General features: G+C 68.8%; 14 protein-coding genes. 5 read left to right on the top strand and 9 right to left on the bottom strand.

All coding sequences use genetic code 11. The annotated features are described in order from the left end of the window. Positions 1-140: 140 nt before the first annotated feature. From M3M54_RS04555 to M3M54_RS04575, 5 genes are all read right to left on the bottom strand, one after another. Entirely contained in the window at positions 141-638 is a 498-nt protein-coding gene (locus M3M54_RS04555) for a regulatory protein RecX (protein WP_249021001.1), read from the bottom strand. Positions 639-690: 52 nt separating this feature from the next. Further along, positions 691-1,812, bottom strand: coding sequence for a recombinase RecA (gene recA / locus M3M54_RS04560; RefSeq protein ID WP_249021002.1), 1,122 nt, complete (start codon positions 1,810-1,812; stop codon positions 691-693). A gap of 211 nt (positions 1,813-2,023) precedes the next feature. Then, positions 2,024-3,349 (bottom strand): competence/damage-inducible protein A, encoded by a 1,326-nt coding sequence (locus tag M3M54_RS04565; RefSeq protein WP_249021003.1) that lies wholly within the window; start codon positions 3,347-3,349, stop codon positions 2,024-2,026. A gap of 27 nt (positions 3,350-3,376) precedes the next feature. Next, positions 3,377-4,339, bottom strand: coding sequence for a helix-turn-helix transcriptional regulator (locus M3M54_RS04570; protein WP_249021004.1), 963 nt, complete (start codon positions 4,337-4,339; stop codon positions 3,377-3,379). A gap of 96 nt (positions 4,340-4,435) precedes the next feature. Further along, positions 4,436-7,159 carry a DNA translocase FtsK gene (locus M3M54_RS04575; RefSeq protein ID WP_249021005.1) on the bottom strand — a complete coding sequence of 908 codons (2,724 nt, stop codon included), beginning with the start codon at positions 7,157-7,159 and terminating at the stop codon, positions 4,436-4,438. Between the two features lie 61 nt (positions 7,160-7,220). Between M3M54_RS04575 and M3M54_RS04580 the strand changes: the two genes are divergently transcribed. Next, complete coding sequence (locus M3M54_RS04580) at positions 7,221-7,769, top strand: molybdenum cofactor guanylyltransferase (RefSeq protein ID WP_249021006.1); 549 nt, start codon at positions 7,221-7,223, stop codon at positions 7,767-7,769. On the opposite strand, the gene M3M54_RS04585 is transcribed toward M3M54_RS04580, so the two are convergent. Then, complete coding sequence (locus tag M3M54_RS04585) at positions 7,756-7,968, bottom strand: DUF6457 domain-containing protein (protein WP_249021007.1); 213 nt, start codon at positions 7,966-7,968, stop codon at positions 7,756-7,758. The genes M3M54_RS04580 and M3M54_RS04585 overlap by 14 nt on opposite strands. A gap of 64 nt (positions 7,969-8,032) precedes the next feature. Here M3M54_RS04585 and M3M54_RS04590 point away from each other — a divergent pair, with 64 nt between their 5' ends. From M3M54_RS04590 to M3M54_RS04605, 4 genes are all read left to right on the top strand, one after another. Next, entirely contained in the window at positions 8,033-8,995 is a 963-nt protein-coding gene (locus M3M54_RS04590) for a hypothetical protein (protein WP_249021008.1), read from the top strand. Positions 8,996-9,146: 151 nt separating this feature from the next. Continuing rightward, entirely contained in the window at positions 9,147-9,968 is an 822-nt protein-coding gene (gene fdhD, locus M3M54_RS04595) for a formate dehydrogenase accessory sulfurtransferase FdhD (protein WP_249021009.1), read from the top strand. 13 nt (positions 9,969-9,981) lie between these two features. Then, positions 9,982-10,677, top strand: a complete 696-nt coding sequence (locus M3M54_RS04600) for a response regulator transcription factor (protein ID WP_249021010.1) — start codon at positions 9,982-9,984, stop codon at positions 10,675-10,677. After that, positions 10,619-12,163: a HAMP domain-containing sensor histidine kinase gene (locus tag M3M54_RS04605; protein WP_249021011.1), complete on the top strand. Its 1,545-nt coding sequence runs from the start codon at positions 10,619-10,621 to the stop codon at positions 12,161-12,163. The genes M3M54_RS04600 and M3M54_RS04605 overlap by 59 nt, the downstream gene beginning before the upstream one ends. On the opposite strand, the gene M3M54_RS04610 is transcribed toward M3M54_RS04605, so the two are convergent. From M3M54_RS04610 to M3M54_RS04620, 3 genes are read right to left on the bottom strand one after another with little or no spacing between them, the layout of a single operon-like run. Beyond that, positions 12,109-13,785, bottom strand: coding sequence for a ribonuclease J (locus tag M3M54_RS04610; protein WP_249021012.1), 1,677 nt, complete (start codon positions 13,783-13,785; stop codon positions 12,109-12,111). The two genes, M3M54_RS04605 and M3M54_RS04610, sit on opposite strands and share 55 nt — an antisense overlap. After that, positions 13,782-14,654, bottom strand: coding sequence for a 4-hydroxy-tetrahydrodipicolinate synthase (locus tag M3M54_RS04615; RefSeq protein WP_249021013.1), 873 nt, complete (start codon positions 14,652-14,654; stop codon positions 13,782-13,784). The genes M3M54_RS04610 and M3M54_RS04615 overlap by 4 nt, the downstream gene beginning before the upstream one ends. 22 nt (positions 14,655-14,676) lie before the next feature. Then, positions 14,677-15,339: a 4-hydroxy-tetrahydrodipicolinate reductase gene (locus tag M3M54_RS04620; protein WP_371878643.1), complete on the bottom strand. Its 663-nt coding sequence runs from the start codon at positions 15,337-15,339 to the stop codon at positions 14,677-14,679. Position 15,340 lies beyond the last annotated feature (1 nt).

Raw genomic sequence — 15,340 nt, forward strand, 5'->3', positions numbered from 1 at the left:
TGCGGTTTCGGCGTCGAGTTCAGGCTGTCTGTACATCGAGGGTCTCGGGTTCAAAACCGGGCGGGCACCGCCCTTCGTTCGCTGAAGGCGATGCTACCGCGCCGTCGCCGGCCGGCCCTCGCGCCACCGGACCGCTGCGGCTATCGCGCGCGCCGGCGCCACTCACGCACCGCGTCGGCGGCCGCCTCGCTGTCGTAGCCACGGCGCACAAGCAACCCGTAGGCGCGTTCACGGTCGCGTTGCTCACGCGGACCCATCGGGAAGCGCTGCTCCAGCAGCCCGACGGCGCGTGCATGCTCGGCGGCATCATCGGCACCAGCAGCCGCAAGCGCTGCCTCGATCAGCTCACCTGCCACACCGCGCTGCGCCAGCGCACGGGCGATGCGCTCGCGTCCCCAGGAGTCAAGCGCCTGCCGGTCCTGGGCGTAGAGGCGTGCGTAGCGCGCATCGTCCAGGTAGCCGAAGCTGATCAGCTCATCCAGGACGCTCTCGACCTCCGCCTCACTCAGCTCGGCGCGAGCGAGGCGTTCACGCACCTCGCTGACGGTGCGCTCACGCCTGTTGATGAACGCATAGGCGATCGCCGCACCGCGGCCTGCTGGCGCCGCATCACGTTTAGCTGGCGCGGGTTGGCGCACGATCTCGCGCTGCTCAACCGACCGGCGCGCGCACTACCGCCGCCTGCGCCGCTCAGGCCGCCTCGTCGATGTCGTCGGCGATCTCCGGCGGGTCGTCATTGTGCTCGATCGGCTTGACGAGATCTCTGCCAATCCCCAGCTCCGCATAGATCTTCGCCTCGATCTCCTTGGCCACCTCGGGATGCTCGTCCAGGTAGGCCTTGGCGTTGCCGCGCCCCTGTCCCAGACGCTCGTCGCCGTAGGAGAAGAACGAACCTGACTTGGTCACGATGTTGTGTTCGATCCCGAAGTCCAGCAGGCAGCCGGACGTCGAGATGCCCTTGCCGAACTCGATGTCGAACTCAGCCTGCTTAAACGGGGCGGCGACCTTGTTCTTGACGACCTTCACCCGAACCCTGTTGCCGACCGCCTCGGTGCCGTCCTTGAGCGTCTCGATCCTGCGAATATCGAGCCGCTGGGAGGAGTAGAACTTCAGCGCCCGGCCGCCGGGCTGGGTCTCCGGGGAGCCGAACATCACGCCGACCTTCTCGCGGATCTGGTTGGTGAACACACACAGCGTCTGTGTGCGGTTGAGATTTCCCGTCAGCTTGCGCATCGCCTGCGACATCATCCGCGCCTGCACCCCGACCGTCTGGTCCCCCATCTGGCCCTCCAGCTCAGCCCGCGGCGTCAGTGCCGCCACCGAGTCGACGGCGATCACATCGACCGCGCCCGAACGGATCAGCATGTCGACGATCTCCAGTGCCTGCTCGCCGTAATCGGGCTGGGAGACGAGCAGCTCGTCGATATCGACACCGATCTGTTGGGCGTACAGCGGGTCCATCGCGTGCTCGGCGTCGATGAACGCGCAGACTCCACCCAGTTTCTGCGCCTCGGCCAGGATGTGGTAGACGAGCGTGGTCTTGCCGGAGGATTCAGGCCCGAAGATCTCGATGATCCGGCCACGCGGGACGCCACCGATCCCCAGCGCGATGTCGAGCGACAGCGCCCCGGTGGGGATGGCGTCGACGGCCACCCGCGCTCCGGGGTCCCCCATCCTCATCACCGCGCCCTTGCCGAACTGGCGCTCGATCTGCGTAAGCGCCCCAGCCAGCGCGGCTTGGCGCTTGGCATCGGACTTCCCGTCCCCCGACGCGCTCGCCAGCCTCGCACCCACCTTCTCGTTTTCACCCATGCTCGTCTGGCTCCTTGTCCGATACCTTGCGGGCACTCAAATTACGGCCTGTGCCGGACGGAACCAGAGAACACCCGTTCGCACAAGCTCAACACCTGGCGGATGCGTGCCATCTCTGTGCCAGCTGCGTCACACCCAACGGCGCGCTCTCCGCTCTCAAAGCAGCCCGGCCGGCTCCGGGCTTCCCCACAGCCCCCCGGCCGGGACGCGCTCAGTCTCGTTCACCGTGCAGCACCTGCGCGATCAGGTGCATCGCCACCGTCGTCGCGCGGTCACGCACGGCGGCGCGGTCGCCGACCAGGCGCTCGCTGCGCGTCAGCGAGCGCACACCGCCTGTCGCGGAGCCGACGCCAGAGACCACAGAGAAGCACACCAGCCCGACCGGCTTCTCGACCGTGCCGCCGTCGGGACCGGCGATGCCGGTGATGCCGACCCCCACCGTGGCCCCGAAGCGCACACGGACACCGTCGGCCATGGCACGGGCAACTTCTGGGGATACCGCCCCATGCCGCACGATCAGCTCTGGGTCAACGCCGAGCACATCCGACTTGGCCTGGTTGCTGTAGACCACGGCCCCGCCGACCAGGTAAGCCGAGGCTCCGGGGCGCTCGGTCAGCCGCGCGGCGAGCAGTCCGCCGGTGCAGGACTCCGCCGGCGCGATGGTCGCCGCGGCGGCCTGCAGAAGCGCGGCCACCTGCTCGTCGATCGTGCTGCCGTCGCGGGAGAACAGCAACGGTCCGTGGCGCGCGGCCAGAAACTCAAACAGCGCGTCATATTGCCCCTGCGCCTCCGGTTCAAAGCGCGTGGAGACCTCGATCTCACCACGCCGCAGACAGGTGGTTATCTCCAGCTCATCGAGCGCCAGGCCGGCCGCAGCGGCGGCCCTGAGAGTGCTCGCGATCTCAGCCTCCGGCAGACCGAAGAGGCGCACGATCTCACGCCGGATTGCGCTCGCGCCGGCGATCGCGGCTCTGAATGCCGGCGTGCCGACCGCCTCGTACCACATCGGCTGAAGCTCGCTCGGCGGTCCTGGCAGCACGACGACGGTCGGCGCCCCGGAGCCGTCTGCCGGTGGCACGACCAGCCCCGGCGCGGTTCCCCGCGGCTCGAGCACGGTGGCGCCGACGGGCACCAGCGCCTGCTTTCGGGTCGCCAGGCGCAGGGCTTCGCGGTCGGTTTCCGGCCAGCGCTCGAAGACCGCCGCCGTGAGCGCCTCGATCTGCGCCTCGAGCTCGCTGTTGAGCGCAAGCTCGCGGCCTGCGAAGCTCGCGACCACCTCGGTGGTCATGTCGTCAGCGGTCGGCCCCAGGCCACCGCTTGAGACGATCAGCGCCACCCCGGAGGCGGCCATCTGCTCGAGCGCCGCTAGCAGATCGGCGCGACGATCGCCGACCACCATGATCGTCGCCACATCCACTCCGAGCTCGCGCAGCCGCTCCGACAGCCAGGGGCCGTTGCGATCGCTGATGATGCCGGTCAGCACCTCGGTGCCGGTCACCAGCACGCCGGCCCTGACCGCAGGCGGCTCAGCAGTCATCGCTCACCAGCCCATCCGGATCCGCGTTCAACCGCAGCTGAACGTGGTCGGCGCCGGCTTGACTCCCGTCGGTGTGATCTCGAGATTGGTCACCTGCCCACCGCTGATCGGGTAGGGCTTACCGTCCGCGGTGAGCGTCACGTTCGTGTTGCCGAGCGTGACCAGCAGCGTGCTGTTGCGCAGCTGCGGAATCGTCTGGCCCGGGTAGTAGTCAACCGCCGGCATCAGCGGCGTACCCGACTGACCCTCAACGCAGATCCAGACCTTGGCCGTCGGCACGATCGTCAGTGTGGCCTGAGCCCCCGTGGGGGTCGTGCCAGTCGCGCTGGTGCCCGTGCCAGTGGTGCTCGGACCGGTCGTGGTCGTCGCCCGAAGCGTGCCGGTGCTGGTGCCCGTGCCGGTCGTCGCCGGGCTGGTGCCCGCGCCGGTGGTCGTCGTCCGGGCGGCGCCCCTGCTCGGGTTTGTGCCGGTGCGCGACCCACCGGAGCCGCGGTGGTGGCGCTTGCCGTCCGTGCCCGCACGCTTGCTCGAACCGCCGCCGCCACCTCCGGTCGCCGGCGTGATCGGGTTGCCGGTCTGGGCGGGGGTCTTGCCGTGACTGCCGATCACGTAGAGCGCTGCGACGATCACGACGAGCGCCACGACGATCACGCTGCGCGGTGAGAACAGCAGGCCGCTCAGTGCGCCTGGCTGCTTCGAGTGCCGTTCACGCTCACGCGCAGTGGAGCTGACGGCGCGCGCCTCGTGGTCGCTCGGGCGCTCGTAGCGGCGCTTGAACTCGTCCACCAGCAGACGGCTGTCGAGCCCCAGAAAGTCCGCGTAGGTCCTCAGGAAGCTCTTTACGTAAACCGGCCCGGGGAGCAGATCCCACTCTTCGTTTTCGAGCGCACGCAGATATTTGGCACGGATCTTTGTGCCGACCTCAACCTCGCTGATGTCGATGCGTGCGCGCATCCGCGCCTCACGCAGGGTCGAGCCGATCTCATCCATAGCAGCAAGCGTAGGACGCAGTACCCCAGACCGGGCACCGGCAACCGCCCGCAGCTCCAGTCTGGTTAGCCAACACGATAGCTCAGCGTCGCCGCGCTATCCAGCAGCGTCCGGTGGCTCGGGCTCAGAGCTCGGTCCGGCCTCAGCGGTCGGGACGGCTCTGACATTCCGGTCAGGCTGCGGCTGAGCTTCGCGTGCATCCTCACGCGTTCCTACGCGTGCCTGGCCGCCGGTGTCCGCGAGCGCCACCAGGATCCTTGGAACGTCGGCCTCGCTGATCAGAACCTGCCGCGGCTTGGACCCCTCGTAGCCTGAAATGATCCCGCGCCGTTCGAGCATGTCGATCAACCGGCCGGCGCGCGTGTAGCCGAGGCGCAGCCGCCGCTGCAGCATCGAGGTCGACGCCGTGCCCATCGAGGCCACCAGGCCGATCGCCTCCTCAAGCAAGGGATCCTCGTCCGGGTCGAAGCCATCATCCTGACCCGAGCCTGCACCCTCGTCGCCCGAGGCCTCAACCTCCTCCAGCAGCTCCTCCCGCAGCTCCGGCTCACCTTGGCGCCGCCAGGCCTCGGTCAGCTCCGCGATCTGCTCCTCGTCGATGTAGGCACCCTGGATGCGTTGCAGCTTGTTGGTGCCAACCGGCGAGAACAGCATGTCACCCTGGCCGAGCAGCGACTCGGCGCCGTTTTGGTCGAGGATCACGCGCGAGTCGGTCTGGCTGGAAACCGCGAAGGCGATTCGTGAGGGCACGTTTGCCTTGATCATGCCGGTGATGACGTCTACCCGCGGCGACTGGGTGGCAAGCACCAGATGGATGCCGACCGCCCGTGCCTTCTGCGCCAGGCGAATGATCGAGTCCTCGACATCGGCGGGGGCGACCATCATCAGGTCGGCAAGCTCGTCGATCACGCAGAGGATGTAGGGCAGCGGCTGCTGCCCGCGGGCCTCGAGCACGCGGTTGAGCTCCGGCAGCGAGCGCGTGCGCGCCAGCGACATCGTCCCGTAGCGCTGCTCCATTTCGCGCACCAGGTTCTGCAGCGCGTTGGCCGCCATCTTGGGGTTGGTGATGACCGGCGTCAACAGGTGCGGGATCGACTCGTAGTGGTTGAGCTCGACCTGCTTGGGGTCGACCAGCACCAGGCGCACCTCGTGCGGGGTCGCGCGCAACAGGACCGAGGAGAGCATCGCGTTGACGCAGGCTGACTTGCCGGCCCCGGTCGTACCGGCGACCAACAGGTGCGGCATCTTGGCGAGGTCAGCGCCAACCGCTCGCCCGCCGATGTCCTTGCCCAGCCAGACGGTCAGCGGCGACCAGTCGGGCGGAGGCTCTTGGAATACATCGCCCAGGTGCACGATGCGCCGCCGCTGATTTGGCACCTCCACGCCGACGGCCGTCTTGCCAGGGATCGGGGCAAGGATGCGGATGTCGATCGCGGCCAGGGCGTAGGCGAGATCATCCTTCAGGCCCGCCACCTTGGACATCTTCGTACCGGGTGCAAGCCGGATCTCGTAGCGGGTGATGTGCGGGCCGCTCACCTGGCCGACAACCTTGGCCTCGATACCGAAGTGCCCGAGCGCCTCGACCAGCGCCTTGGCGGTCTGCGCCTGCCCGGTCGTGTCTGGCTTGGCCGCCTCGCCCGTGGAGCGCACCAGAAAGCGCGCCTGCGGAACGCGCCAGACGAAGCTCGGGTCATCCGTCACCGACGCCCGGTAACGCCCCGCGGGGGTGAGCTCGCTGGGGTCCACCGTGCGCGGTGGTCCGGCGCCGGCACCGTCGGTGACGCCTTCCTCCTCAGGCTCCGCACCTGTCTCATAGGGGATCGCGTCCAGCTCGCGCGTGTCGCCCTCGCCGTGGTCGAAGTGCACGAACTGCTCAAACTCGGCGGGTTCCTGAGGGGCGAGCGCCTCGAGCTCCGCAGCGGCCTCCCCGCCCCCGTGGAAGCTGCGCTGACCATCGATGTCCTCATAGATGCCAAGCGGCGCGGTCCCCGCTTGGTTCGCCCGCACGATCAGGTCATGCAGACCGTCCTCGGGCACGACCAGCGGCGCCTGGGCACCGTCCTCATCGTCCTGCCCGCCGTGGCGCAGGCGCGCAGCCCGGAGCTCGGCCCGGCGCGTCGCGCTGCCGATCGAGCGACCGCGATGCAGCATCAACGCATGCCGGTGGCTCCAGTTCAACACCGACGCGAAGGTGGCGCCGCTCAGCAGAATCGCTCCGGCCAAAAGCAGGAAGACCGCGAGGATGTCAGCGCCGGCGCTCGAGAGCAGGTTTCCGGCGACGTAGTACTCGGCCGCGCCGAGCAACCCGCCGCGCGTCTGCACCACGGCGCCGGTCCAGAACCCGTGCGCCGGCATCGCACCGGGACCGAAGAGACCTGCGGCGAACGCCAGCGCCAGCGCCGCCAGCAGACAGAGCGAACCGCTGCGCAGCGGGCGCGAGGCCGGCGCGAGCTCGACATCGCGGGCCAGCACGCGCACACCGGCCAGCACCAGGCCGATCGGCGCCAGATAGGCGAGCCTTCCCCCGAGCAGCTCCAGCGCCTTCATCACGCCGTGACCAAGTGCACCGCCCGCCCAACCTCCGTAGGCGACCCCACCCAGAAAGATCCCGACCGCAACCAGCGCCAGCGCCAGCACGTCGATCTGCGCCGGCTCGAGGTCACGCAGGCGCCGCAGGCCGGGCCGGCTCGCCACCAGCGAGCGTCGCGCGCGGGTCGGCGGCGCGCTTCGCCTACCGCTGCTGGCCCGCTGGCCAGCAGCGGTCCTGCCGCGCTTGGCGGGCTGCTTGCTTTTGCGCTTGACGGTCCGGGCGGCAGCCATGATCTGGAACGTGCATTACTTCGCCTCCGGCCGCCCAACCCCTGCCTGCGAGACTGCGGCGATGGATCCCTGCGCAGCGATCCTGGCCGGTGGAGCCGGCAGCCGGATCGGCGGCGACAAGGCGCTCGTGGCGCTCGCCGGCAGACCCTTGATCGCATATCCGCTGGCGGCCGCCGAGCATGCCGGGCTCACGCGCGTCGTGGTCGCAAAGGCAGACACGCGTTTGCCCCCGCTGCCGGCGACCGTAGCGGTGCTGCGCGAGCCGGATGAGCCACGCCATCCGCTGCTTGGCGTGCTCACCGCGCTCGCTGCGTTTCCGGCGGTGATAGCGATCCCCTGCGACATGCCCTTCATCGACGACGATGCGCTCAGCGAGCTTGCGGCGATGCCGCAGCAGCTCGCCACCCTATACGCCGGGGAGCCCTTCCCCTCGCTCTACCGGCGCGGCGCCCTGCCGGCTCTGCGCGCCGCCGTGGCGTCCAATCGGTCGCTGCGGTCGGTGCACGCGCACTCCGCCTGGGCGCGGGCCAGCGACCCTGCGGGACTGACGTTCAGCGTCAACACGCTCGAGGATCTGGCCGCGGCGGCGCAGCGGCTCAGTCGCCGTTGACCCGCTGCGCGGCAGCCAGAAACTCATCGCTTGAGGCACCGGCCACACCCGCGACCCAGCAGGCCAGCGGCGCGGCCGTCCGCTCGGAGCTGTGCGCGGCGATGCCCGCGAGCGCCAGCAGCTGCTCGATCTGCTCCGCACCGGGCGGCTCGACCCCGAGTTGCGCGGCGAACGTCGCGATCCATTCGTCACGTTGCATCGAACGGAGGATACTCACGCGTCACTACAATCGGCCGCGCGGGACCGGTCCGCTGCGCCTAGCCATGTCCACCACCGAAGCCCCGAACACGAGCGCCTCAACCGGCCCTGATCCAGGCCCACGCGCGCGTGAGCGCGCGTCGGTCGTGGACGGCGAGATCACGGCGACCGTGCGGCTGGTCAGGCTGCTGATCACCGGCCTGATCCTCGCGGCCGTGATCGCCGGCGTGATCCGCGGCGTGAGCACCTCGGCGTCCGGCAAGGCGGCCATCGTCGACGGCCTCCTGCTCACGGAGGCCGGCCTGGCCACGATCCTGATCCTGCTGGGTAGCCTGGTCGAGGGCTTCGGCTTCGGCCTGTCGCTGGGCACGCAATGGCCTTACACACGCAACATCCTGGTGCTTTTGATCGAGGGCGATCCGGAGGCCGCACACCGGATCGTCGCGACGCTCGTGGGCCTCATCGCGGTGGCGCTGGTGGTGCTCGCCCCCGGCTCGGCGACGATCAGCGGACTGGTGTTGATCGCCCTCACGGCATTGCTCGGGATCGGCACGCTGCACGTGCTGGCGGGCCGGCTGCCGTCAGTTGTGCACGGCGTCCATGGCCTGCTGGCCTACGGTGTGCTGCTCAGTTACCTGACGGCACTGCTGATCCCCGGCGTGCACTTCTGGTCGTTTCTGGGCAGCACGGTCCCGCTGCACGCGCTGCTTTTGACGGTCTTCCTCGGCGGCATGACAACCGGGCAGCGCGGTTTTGGCAAGGCGATCGGCGCGTTTGACTGGCCGCGACGCTCGCCGCAGCTGGTGATGCTCATCCACCTGCTCTCGGCGCTGGCGGTGGTCGCCACGCTGGCTTCGCTGATGCCGCATTACCCGGTGGCGCTGTACATCGCGGTCGGACAGATCTCGGTTGGCTTCCTGCTCTTCCAGGCGGTCAACCTGCGACCCAAGACCCCCGGGATCCTCGTGGCCTTGCACCAGCTGGTGGCGCTCTCGATCGCGGTGGCGGTTGTCGCGGCGGTCCATTAGACGATCGCCGCCGGCGGAGCCCTCACCGCCTTCGCGTTCTTTGTGAGCCCGACCACCGGATCGGGTGGTCTGGTTCACAAACTTCGCTGCGGGCGCCTGGCGCGATGCGCACCGGGTAGACGCGTGCGGCGCTGCACTAACGTTTATGCGTATGGCAGCCGGTGCAATCACCCCCGGGTCGCTCACCACGGTCGTCCACGATCGCGGCCGCGACAGTGTGGCGGTGGAGGAACCGCTGGAGATTCGCGTCGACGGCGAGCCGCTCGCGGTGACGATGCGCACTCCGGGTAACGACGAGGAGCTCGCGCTCGGCTTTCTCTACGGCGAGGGCCTGATCGACAGACCGCACAACGTGGGCCTCACCGACGATCTGGCCAGCAACACCGTCGTCGTCGCCGGGCCGCTGCGCCACCAACCCGCCGCCCGCAACTTCTACACCAGCTCGTCCTGCGGCGTCTGCGGCAAGGGCGCAATCGCGGAGGTCACGGTCAGCTGCGCCGTGCTGCCCGCCTGGCGGGCCACGCCGCTCGAGCGGGAGCTGCTGGCCGACCTGCCCAACCGCCTGGTGCAGCCCGGTTTTGCCCGCACGGGTGCGCTGCACGCGACTGGCCTGTTCGACGCGAGCGGCCGGCTGCTCTGTGTGCGCGAGGATGTTGGCCGTCACAACGCCATGGACAAGGTGATCGGCTGGGCGCTGCGTGCCGGCCTGCTGCCGCTGCACGAGCACCTGCTGTGTGTCAGCGGCCGGCTCTCCTTTGAGCTTGTGCAGAAGGCTGCTGTGGCCGGCGCGCCGGTGCTGGTCGGGGTCGGGGCGCCCACGTCGCTGGCGGTGGAGCTCGCCCGCGACCGGCAGCTCACGCTGTGCGGCTTCGCGCGCGAGGGGCACGTGAACGTCTACACCGGTGGCGAAAGAGTCAAAGCATCAGTAAAGAATCCTGAAGAGTCTTTACCATCCGTCGGCTCGCGCGCATAACATCTGCAGCGAAATGGGCGCAGCCACCGATTTTGATCGTCCGGCCAGAGTGCTCGTCGTCGAGGACGACGATGCGATCTCGCAGGTGCTGCAGCGCTCGCTGCGCATGGAGGGCTACGACGTGCGCCTTGCGGGCGACGGCCTGGCGGCGCTCGATGAAGCCCACTCGTTTCTGCCGGACCTGGTGATCCTCGACCTCGGTCTGCCCAAGCTCGACGGGCTCGAGGTTGCTAAGACGCTGCGTGAGGCCGACGACGTGCCGATCCTGATGCTGACCGCCCGTGACGCGGTCGAGTCACGGGTCGAGGGACTGGACGCCGGCGCCGATGACTATCTGGTCAAGCCCTTCGAGCGCCAGGAGCTTTTGGCGCGGCTGCGGGCGCTGCTGCGCCGCCGCCCACCGCGTGGGCAGGCGTCGATCACGGTCGGCGACCTGCGGCTCAACCCGGACACGCACGAGGTGCTGCGCGGCGAGCGCGCGCTTGATCTCACCCAGCGCGAGTTCGAGCTGCTCGAGTACCTGATGCGCAACGAACGGATCGTCGTCTCACGCCAGCGGTTGCTGGACGAGGTCTGGGGGTATGACCCGTTTTCGATGACGAACACGATCGAGGTGTTCGTTTCCAATCTGCGGCGTAAATTGGAGGCTGGTGGCGAACCTCGGCTCCTACATACGATCCGCGGCGCGGGCTACGTTCTTCGCGTATAGGCGCGTTCCGGTTCGCTGGCGGCTGAGCGGCGGCTCGGCTGCGCTCACGTTCGTCATCCTGGCCGGGGTCGCCGGCGTGACCGACGTGCTCACCAATGCCCACATGAGCAGCGCCTTCACGCAGCAGTTGCAGGGCGCCGCCCAGCAATTCTCCACCGAGATCCTGCCGGTGCGCACCGCCGGGTCGCCGACGGGCGTTGATTGCAACGCTGCGATCACGCAGTTCGGCCAGGACTCAAAGGCCGAGATCCGCCTCTTCACTCGCGGGGGCAGGCTGCTGTGCTCCTCACAGCTGAGTGCGACCCTCGAGCCGGTCAACTCGCCCCGTTTCGCTGCGCCTCGGCACGGCAACGCAAGCTACGTCGAGGATGGCTTTCACGTCGACACCCAGCTCGTGCCGATCAAGCCACGGGGTCGCGCCCTGATGCTGTACGCCGAGCCGCTCTCAAACCTCACCGAGACCGTCGGTGAGGTGCGCGTCTATCTCACGGGCGGGGTTGTGGTCGGCACGCTGCTGGCGCTGCTCGCAGGGCTACTGGTCGCCGAGCGTGCGATGCGACCGGTCGTCGAGCTGACCGAAACCGCGCGTGAGATTGAACGCACACGCGACCCGACACTGCGCATTCCCCTGCCCGAGGCTGAGGACGAGGTCGCGGATCTCGCACGCACGCTGGAGTCGATGCTCGGCGCGCTCGATGCCGCCCGCAACGAGAGCGAGACGGCGCTGCGACGCCAGCGCGAGTTCGTCGCCGACGCCTCGCACGAGCTGCGCACCCCACTGACCAGTGTGCTCGCCAACCTCGAGCTGCTGGCGGACGAGCTCGAAGGTGAGCAGGCCGACTCCGCCAAGTCGGCGCTGCGCTCCACCCGCAGGATGCGCCGGCTGGTGGCCGACCTGCTGCTGCTGGCGCGCGCTGACGTCGGCCGTCAACAGCCGCGCCGTCTCACCGACCTCGCCGCGCACCTGACCGACGCCGCGGCGGAGCTCGGTGCCGGCAGGGAGGATCACGAGATCACCATCGACCCCAAACCGGCACCGGTTGACGGGCTCGGCGATGACCTCCACCGGCTGATCCTGAACCTGCTCGAGAACGCGCTCAGCCACACGCCGCCGGGCACCCACATCAGGGCATCCAGCGGCATTCGGGATGGACTGCCGGTGCTGGTCGTCGAGGACGACGGCCCTGGCATCGATCCGCGGCTGCAGCGCCGCGTGTTCGAGCGCTTCGTCCGCGGCGGCGGTGACACCGGCTCGCGCGGTACCGGCCTTGGTCTGGCGATCGTCGACGCGGTCGCAAGCGCCCACGGCGCAAGCGTGCACATGACCTCCCTGCCGCAGCTTCAAGGCACCCGCTTCGAGGTCGTCTTCCCGGCCAGCACCTCAAGCGATGGCGATGCGGAGCTGCCGGCGACGGCGGAGTTCGAGGTGTCTCAGACCTCGACGACGACCGGCAGAACCATCGGGCGGCGGCGCAGCCGGTCGTAGACGAGCGCCGCGAGGTCGTCGTGCAGCTCCTCCTGGAGCAGGTCGACCTCGTGGATCCCGTCTGCATGGGCGCGAGCCAGTGATCGCTCCACCTCGTCGCGGATCTCCTGACGCAGCCCCTCCGCCGCCTCGACGAACGGCACGCCGCGGAAGATCACCTCGGTGTCGGCCACCGGTGCGCCCTGGTCCTCGGAGATGGTCGCCACGACGATGAAGATCCCGTCGGCCGACAGCATCCTGCGGTCGCGCAGCGCCACATCGGCCGGATCGCCGATGTCAACTCCGTCGACGAAGATCATGCCCGACTGTTCCGGCGTGCCGAAGCGGGCGCCGTGTGCGTCGATCTCGAGCGGCAGGCCGTTGTTGCCACGAAAGATCCGCTCGGCGTCAATGCCCACCGCCTCCGCCAGCTGAGCGTGGAGGTGGATGCGTTTGTGGTCGCCGTGAACCGGCAGCACGTAACGCGGTTTGACGAGGTTCAGCATCAGCTTGATCTCCTCCGCGTAGCCGTGCCCGGAGGCGTGTATCTGGGCATCTGCCGTGGTCACGACGTCACAGCCGATGTGGTAGAGGCGGTCGATCGTCTCATTGACGGCTCGCTCGTTCCCGGGGATCGGGGTTGCCGAGAAGACGACCGTGTCGCCCGCGCGCAGCTTGATCTGGCGATGGTCATTGTGCGCCATCCGCCGTAGCGCCGAAAGCGGCTCGCCCTGCGAGCCGGTGGAGATCACGGCCACCCGGTCCTCCGGCCAGTTCTCGACCTCCTGGGGCTGGATGAGGATCCCGTCGGGAACATCGATGTGGCCCAGCGAACGGCCGATGCCGACGTTCTTGCGCATCGAGCGGCCCACCAGCGCGACCTTGCGATCCAGGGCCGCAGCGGCGTCGATGACCTGCTGGACGCGGTGGATATTCGAGGCGAAGCTCGTGACCACGATCCTGCCCTGCGCGCGCGCAAAGACCTCCTCGAGGTGCGGGCCGACGACGCGCTCGGAGAGCGAGTGACCGGGGCGGTCGGCATTGGTCGAGTCTCCGCAGAGCAGCAGCACGCCGTCGCGCCCGAGCTCGGCCAGCCGCTGCACGTCAGCGGGCTCGCCGTCGACCGGAGTCTGGTCGAACTTGTAGTCGCCGGTGATCAGGATGGTGCCGAGGTCGCAGGTGAGGGCAACCGCGCGCGTGCCCGGAATCGAGTGCGTCATGTGGATCAACTCGATGTCAAAGGCCCCCGCGGCGATCTCGTCACCCGCCGGCGCCTCGATCAGCTCGACGTCGCGCAGCTTGTGCTCGTCGAGCTTCGAACGTGCCATGGCGATCGTGAGCCGCGAGCCGTAGACGGGCGGTAGCTCGCCATAGCGCGACAGGTCGCGCAGCACCCATGGCAGGGCGCCGAGGTGATCCTCGTGACCATGGGTGATCACGATCGCCTCGATCTCATCGACGCGCTCGCGCAGGTAGGAGAAGTCGGGCAGCACGAGATCGATGCCGAGCATCTCGGCGGTGGGGAAGCGCAGCCCGACATCAACCACCACGAGTGACCCGTCGTACTCGAGGACCATCATGTTCTTGCCGATCTCCCCCAGCCCGCCCAGCGGCAGAACCCGGAGCGTCTCCGCCGCGCTCATGCGCTGACCGTCTCGCCGATCATCCCGTGGCGCTCGAGGAGGTCGTGAATCACAGCCGTCTCGCGCTCATCGAGCGGGACGTAAGGCAGGCGCGGTCCGCCGACGGGCACCCCGATCAGCTTCAGAGCGGCCTTGCAACTGCAGGCCGCCGGCGCGATCGCCATGTCGCGATAGACGTCGGCGAGCCCAGCATCGACCGCCGCGCGCTGCTCGGGCTCGTCGACCATGCGGCGCATCTGGGCCCCGAACACGTGGCTGCCGGTGAGGATCCCACCGGCCCCACCCATGTCCAGCACCCGTGCCAGCAGGTCATCGTTGCCCGCGTACAGTTCGAGCCCGTCAAGCTGAGCCACGTTGGCGGCGTTGGCCTGTTTGACGCCACGCACGTGCTCGCAGACGGCTGCCAGCTCAGCCAGCAGGTCGTTGGGCATGTCCGAGCCGGTGCGCTGCGGGATGTTGTAGAGCACGATCGGCAGGTCGGTGGCTGCGTCCACGGCCTTGAAGTGTTCGAGCACGCCGCGGCGGCTGGGTCGGTTGTAATAGGGGTTGACCGACAACAGCGCGTCCGGACGCATGGCGGTGGCGGCCTCGGTCAGCTTGACCGCATGGCGGGTGTCGTTGGATCCCACCCCGGCGATGACCGTCTTGCCGGGGTGCGAAGCGCGCACCTCGGCGATCACCGTCTGGATGAAGCCCAGGTGCTCGCCGTCGTCCAAGGTCGCGGCCTCGCCGGTCGTGCCGCAGACCACAACGCCGTCGGAGCCGTTGGCAAACAGGTGAGCGAGCAGTCTCACCGCCGCCGGCTCGTCGATGCGGCCAGCGGCGTCAAACGGCGTGACCATCGCTGTGATTATGGCTCCGAGGTTCATCTGGCTTGCCGCCTCAATGTTCTCATAGAAGCGCTTCCAGGCCGATCACGAGGGGTTCCGGCTGCGTCTGCACACGCCTGATCGCCAGCAGCACACCCGGCATGAAGCACGCCCGGTCGACCGTGTCATGGCGGATTGTCAGTGTCTGGCCGACGTCGCCAAAAATGACCTCCTGGTTGGCAACGAGCCCGGGCAGACGGACAGAGTGGATCGGTGGGACGGGCTTGTCGGGAGCAGCCTCGTGGATCCGCTGCGCGGTGAGCGCCGCGGTGCCGCTCGGCGCGTCCAGCTTGCCATCGTGGTGTAGCTCGATGATCTCGGCCGCCCGCATGTGCCTGGCGGCCTGCGCCGCGAAGCTCATCATCAGCACGGCGCCGATCGCAAAGTTCGGGGCGACAAAGACGTTGGCACCGCTCAGGCCTCGCAGCTGCTCAAGGTCAAAGCCGGTGGTGCCGACCACCACGTGCACACCAGCGGCCACCGCACTGCGGATGTTCGAAACGGCGCTGTCCGGGCGCGAGAAGTCCACCAGCACGTCGGGCTGCTGTTCCCGCAGCGCGGCGCCAAGCTCGAGATCAAGCAGCGGGTCGATGCGCGCGACGAGCTCCATGTCCTCGGCGCCGCTGACCGCGGAGCAGGTGGCCTCGCCCATCCGTCCCGCGGCGCCGCTGACCGCCACCCTGATG

Origin of the sequence: Conexibacter sp. S30A1 (genome assembly GCF_023330665.1) — a bacterium.
Classification (GTDB): Bacteria; Actinomycetota; Thermoleophilia; order Solirubrobacterales; family Solirubrobacteraceae; genus Palsa-465.

Coding starts and splice junctions, on each gene's coding strand:
- recA (WP_249021002.1), bottom strand. CDS start 1,812: ATGGGTGAAAACGAGAAGGTGGGTGCGAGGCTGGCGAGCGCGTCGGGG.
- M3M54_RS04565 (WP_249021003.1), bottom strand. CDS start 3,349: ATGACTGCTGAGCCGCCTGCGGTCAGGGCCGGCGTGCTGGTGACCGGC.
- M3M54_RS04570 (WP_249021004.1), bottom strand. CDS start 4,339: ATGGATGAGATCGGCTCGACCCTGCGTGAGGCGCGGATGCGCGCACGC.
- M3M54_RS04575 (WP_249021005.1), bottom strand. CDS start 7,159: ATGGCTGCCGCCCGGACCGTCAAGCGCAAAAGCAAGCAGCCCGCCAAG.
- M3M54_RS04580 (WP_249021006.1), top strand. CDS start 7,221: ATGGATCCCTGCGCAGCGATCCTGGCCGGTGGAGCCGGCAGCCGGATC.
- M3M54_RS04585 (WP_249021007.1), bottom strand. CDS start 7,968: ATGCAACGTGACGAATGGATCGCGACGTTCGCCGCGCAACTCGGGGTC.
- M3M54_RS04590 (WP_249021008.1), top strand. CDS start 8,033: ATGTCCACCACCGAAGCCCCGAACACGAGCGCCTCAACCGGCCCTGAT.
- fdhD (WP_249021009.1), top strand. CDS start 9,147: ATGGCAGCCGGTGCAATCACCCCCGGGTCGCTCACCACGGTCGTCCAC.
- M3M54_RS04600 (WP_249021010.1), top strand. CDS start 9,982: ATGGGCGCAGCCACCGATTTTGATCGTCCGGCCAGAGTGCTCGTCGTC.
- M3M54_RS04610 (WP_249021012.1), bottom strand. CDS start 13,785: ATGAGCGCGGCGGAGACGCTCCGGGTTCTGCCGCTGGGCGGGCTGGGG.
- M3M54_RS04615 (WP_249021013.1), bottom strand. CDS start 14,654: ATGAACCTCGGAGCCATAATCACAGCGATGGTCACGCCGTTTGACGCC.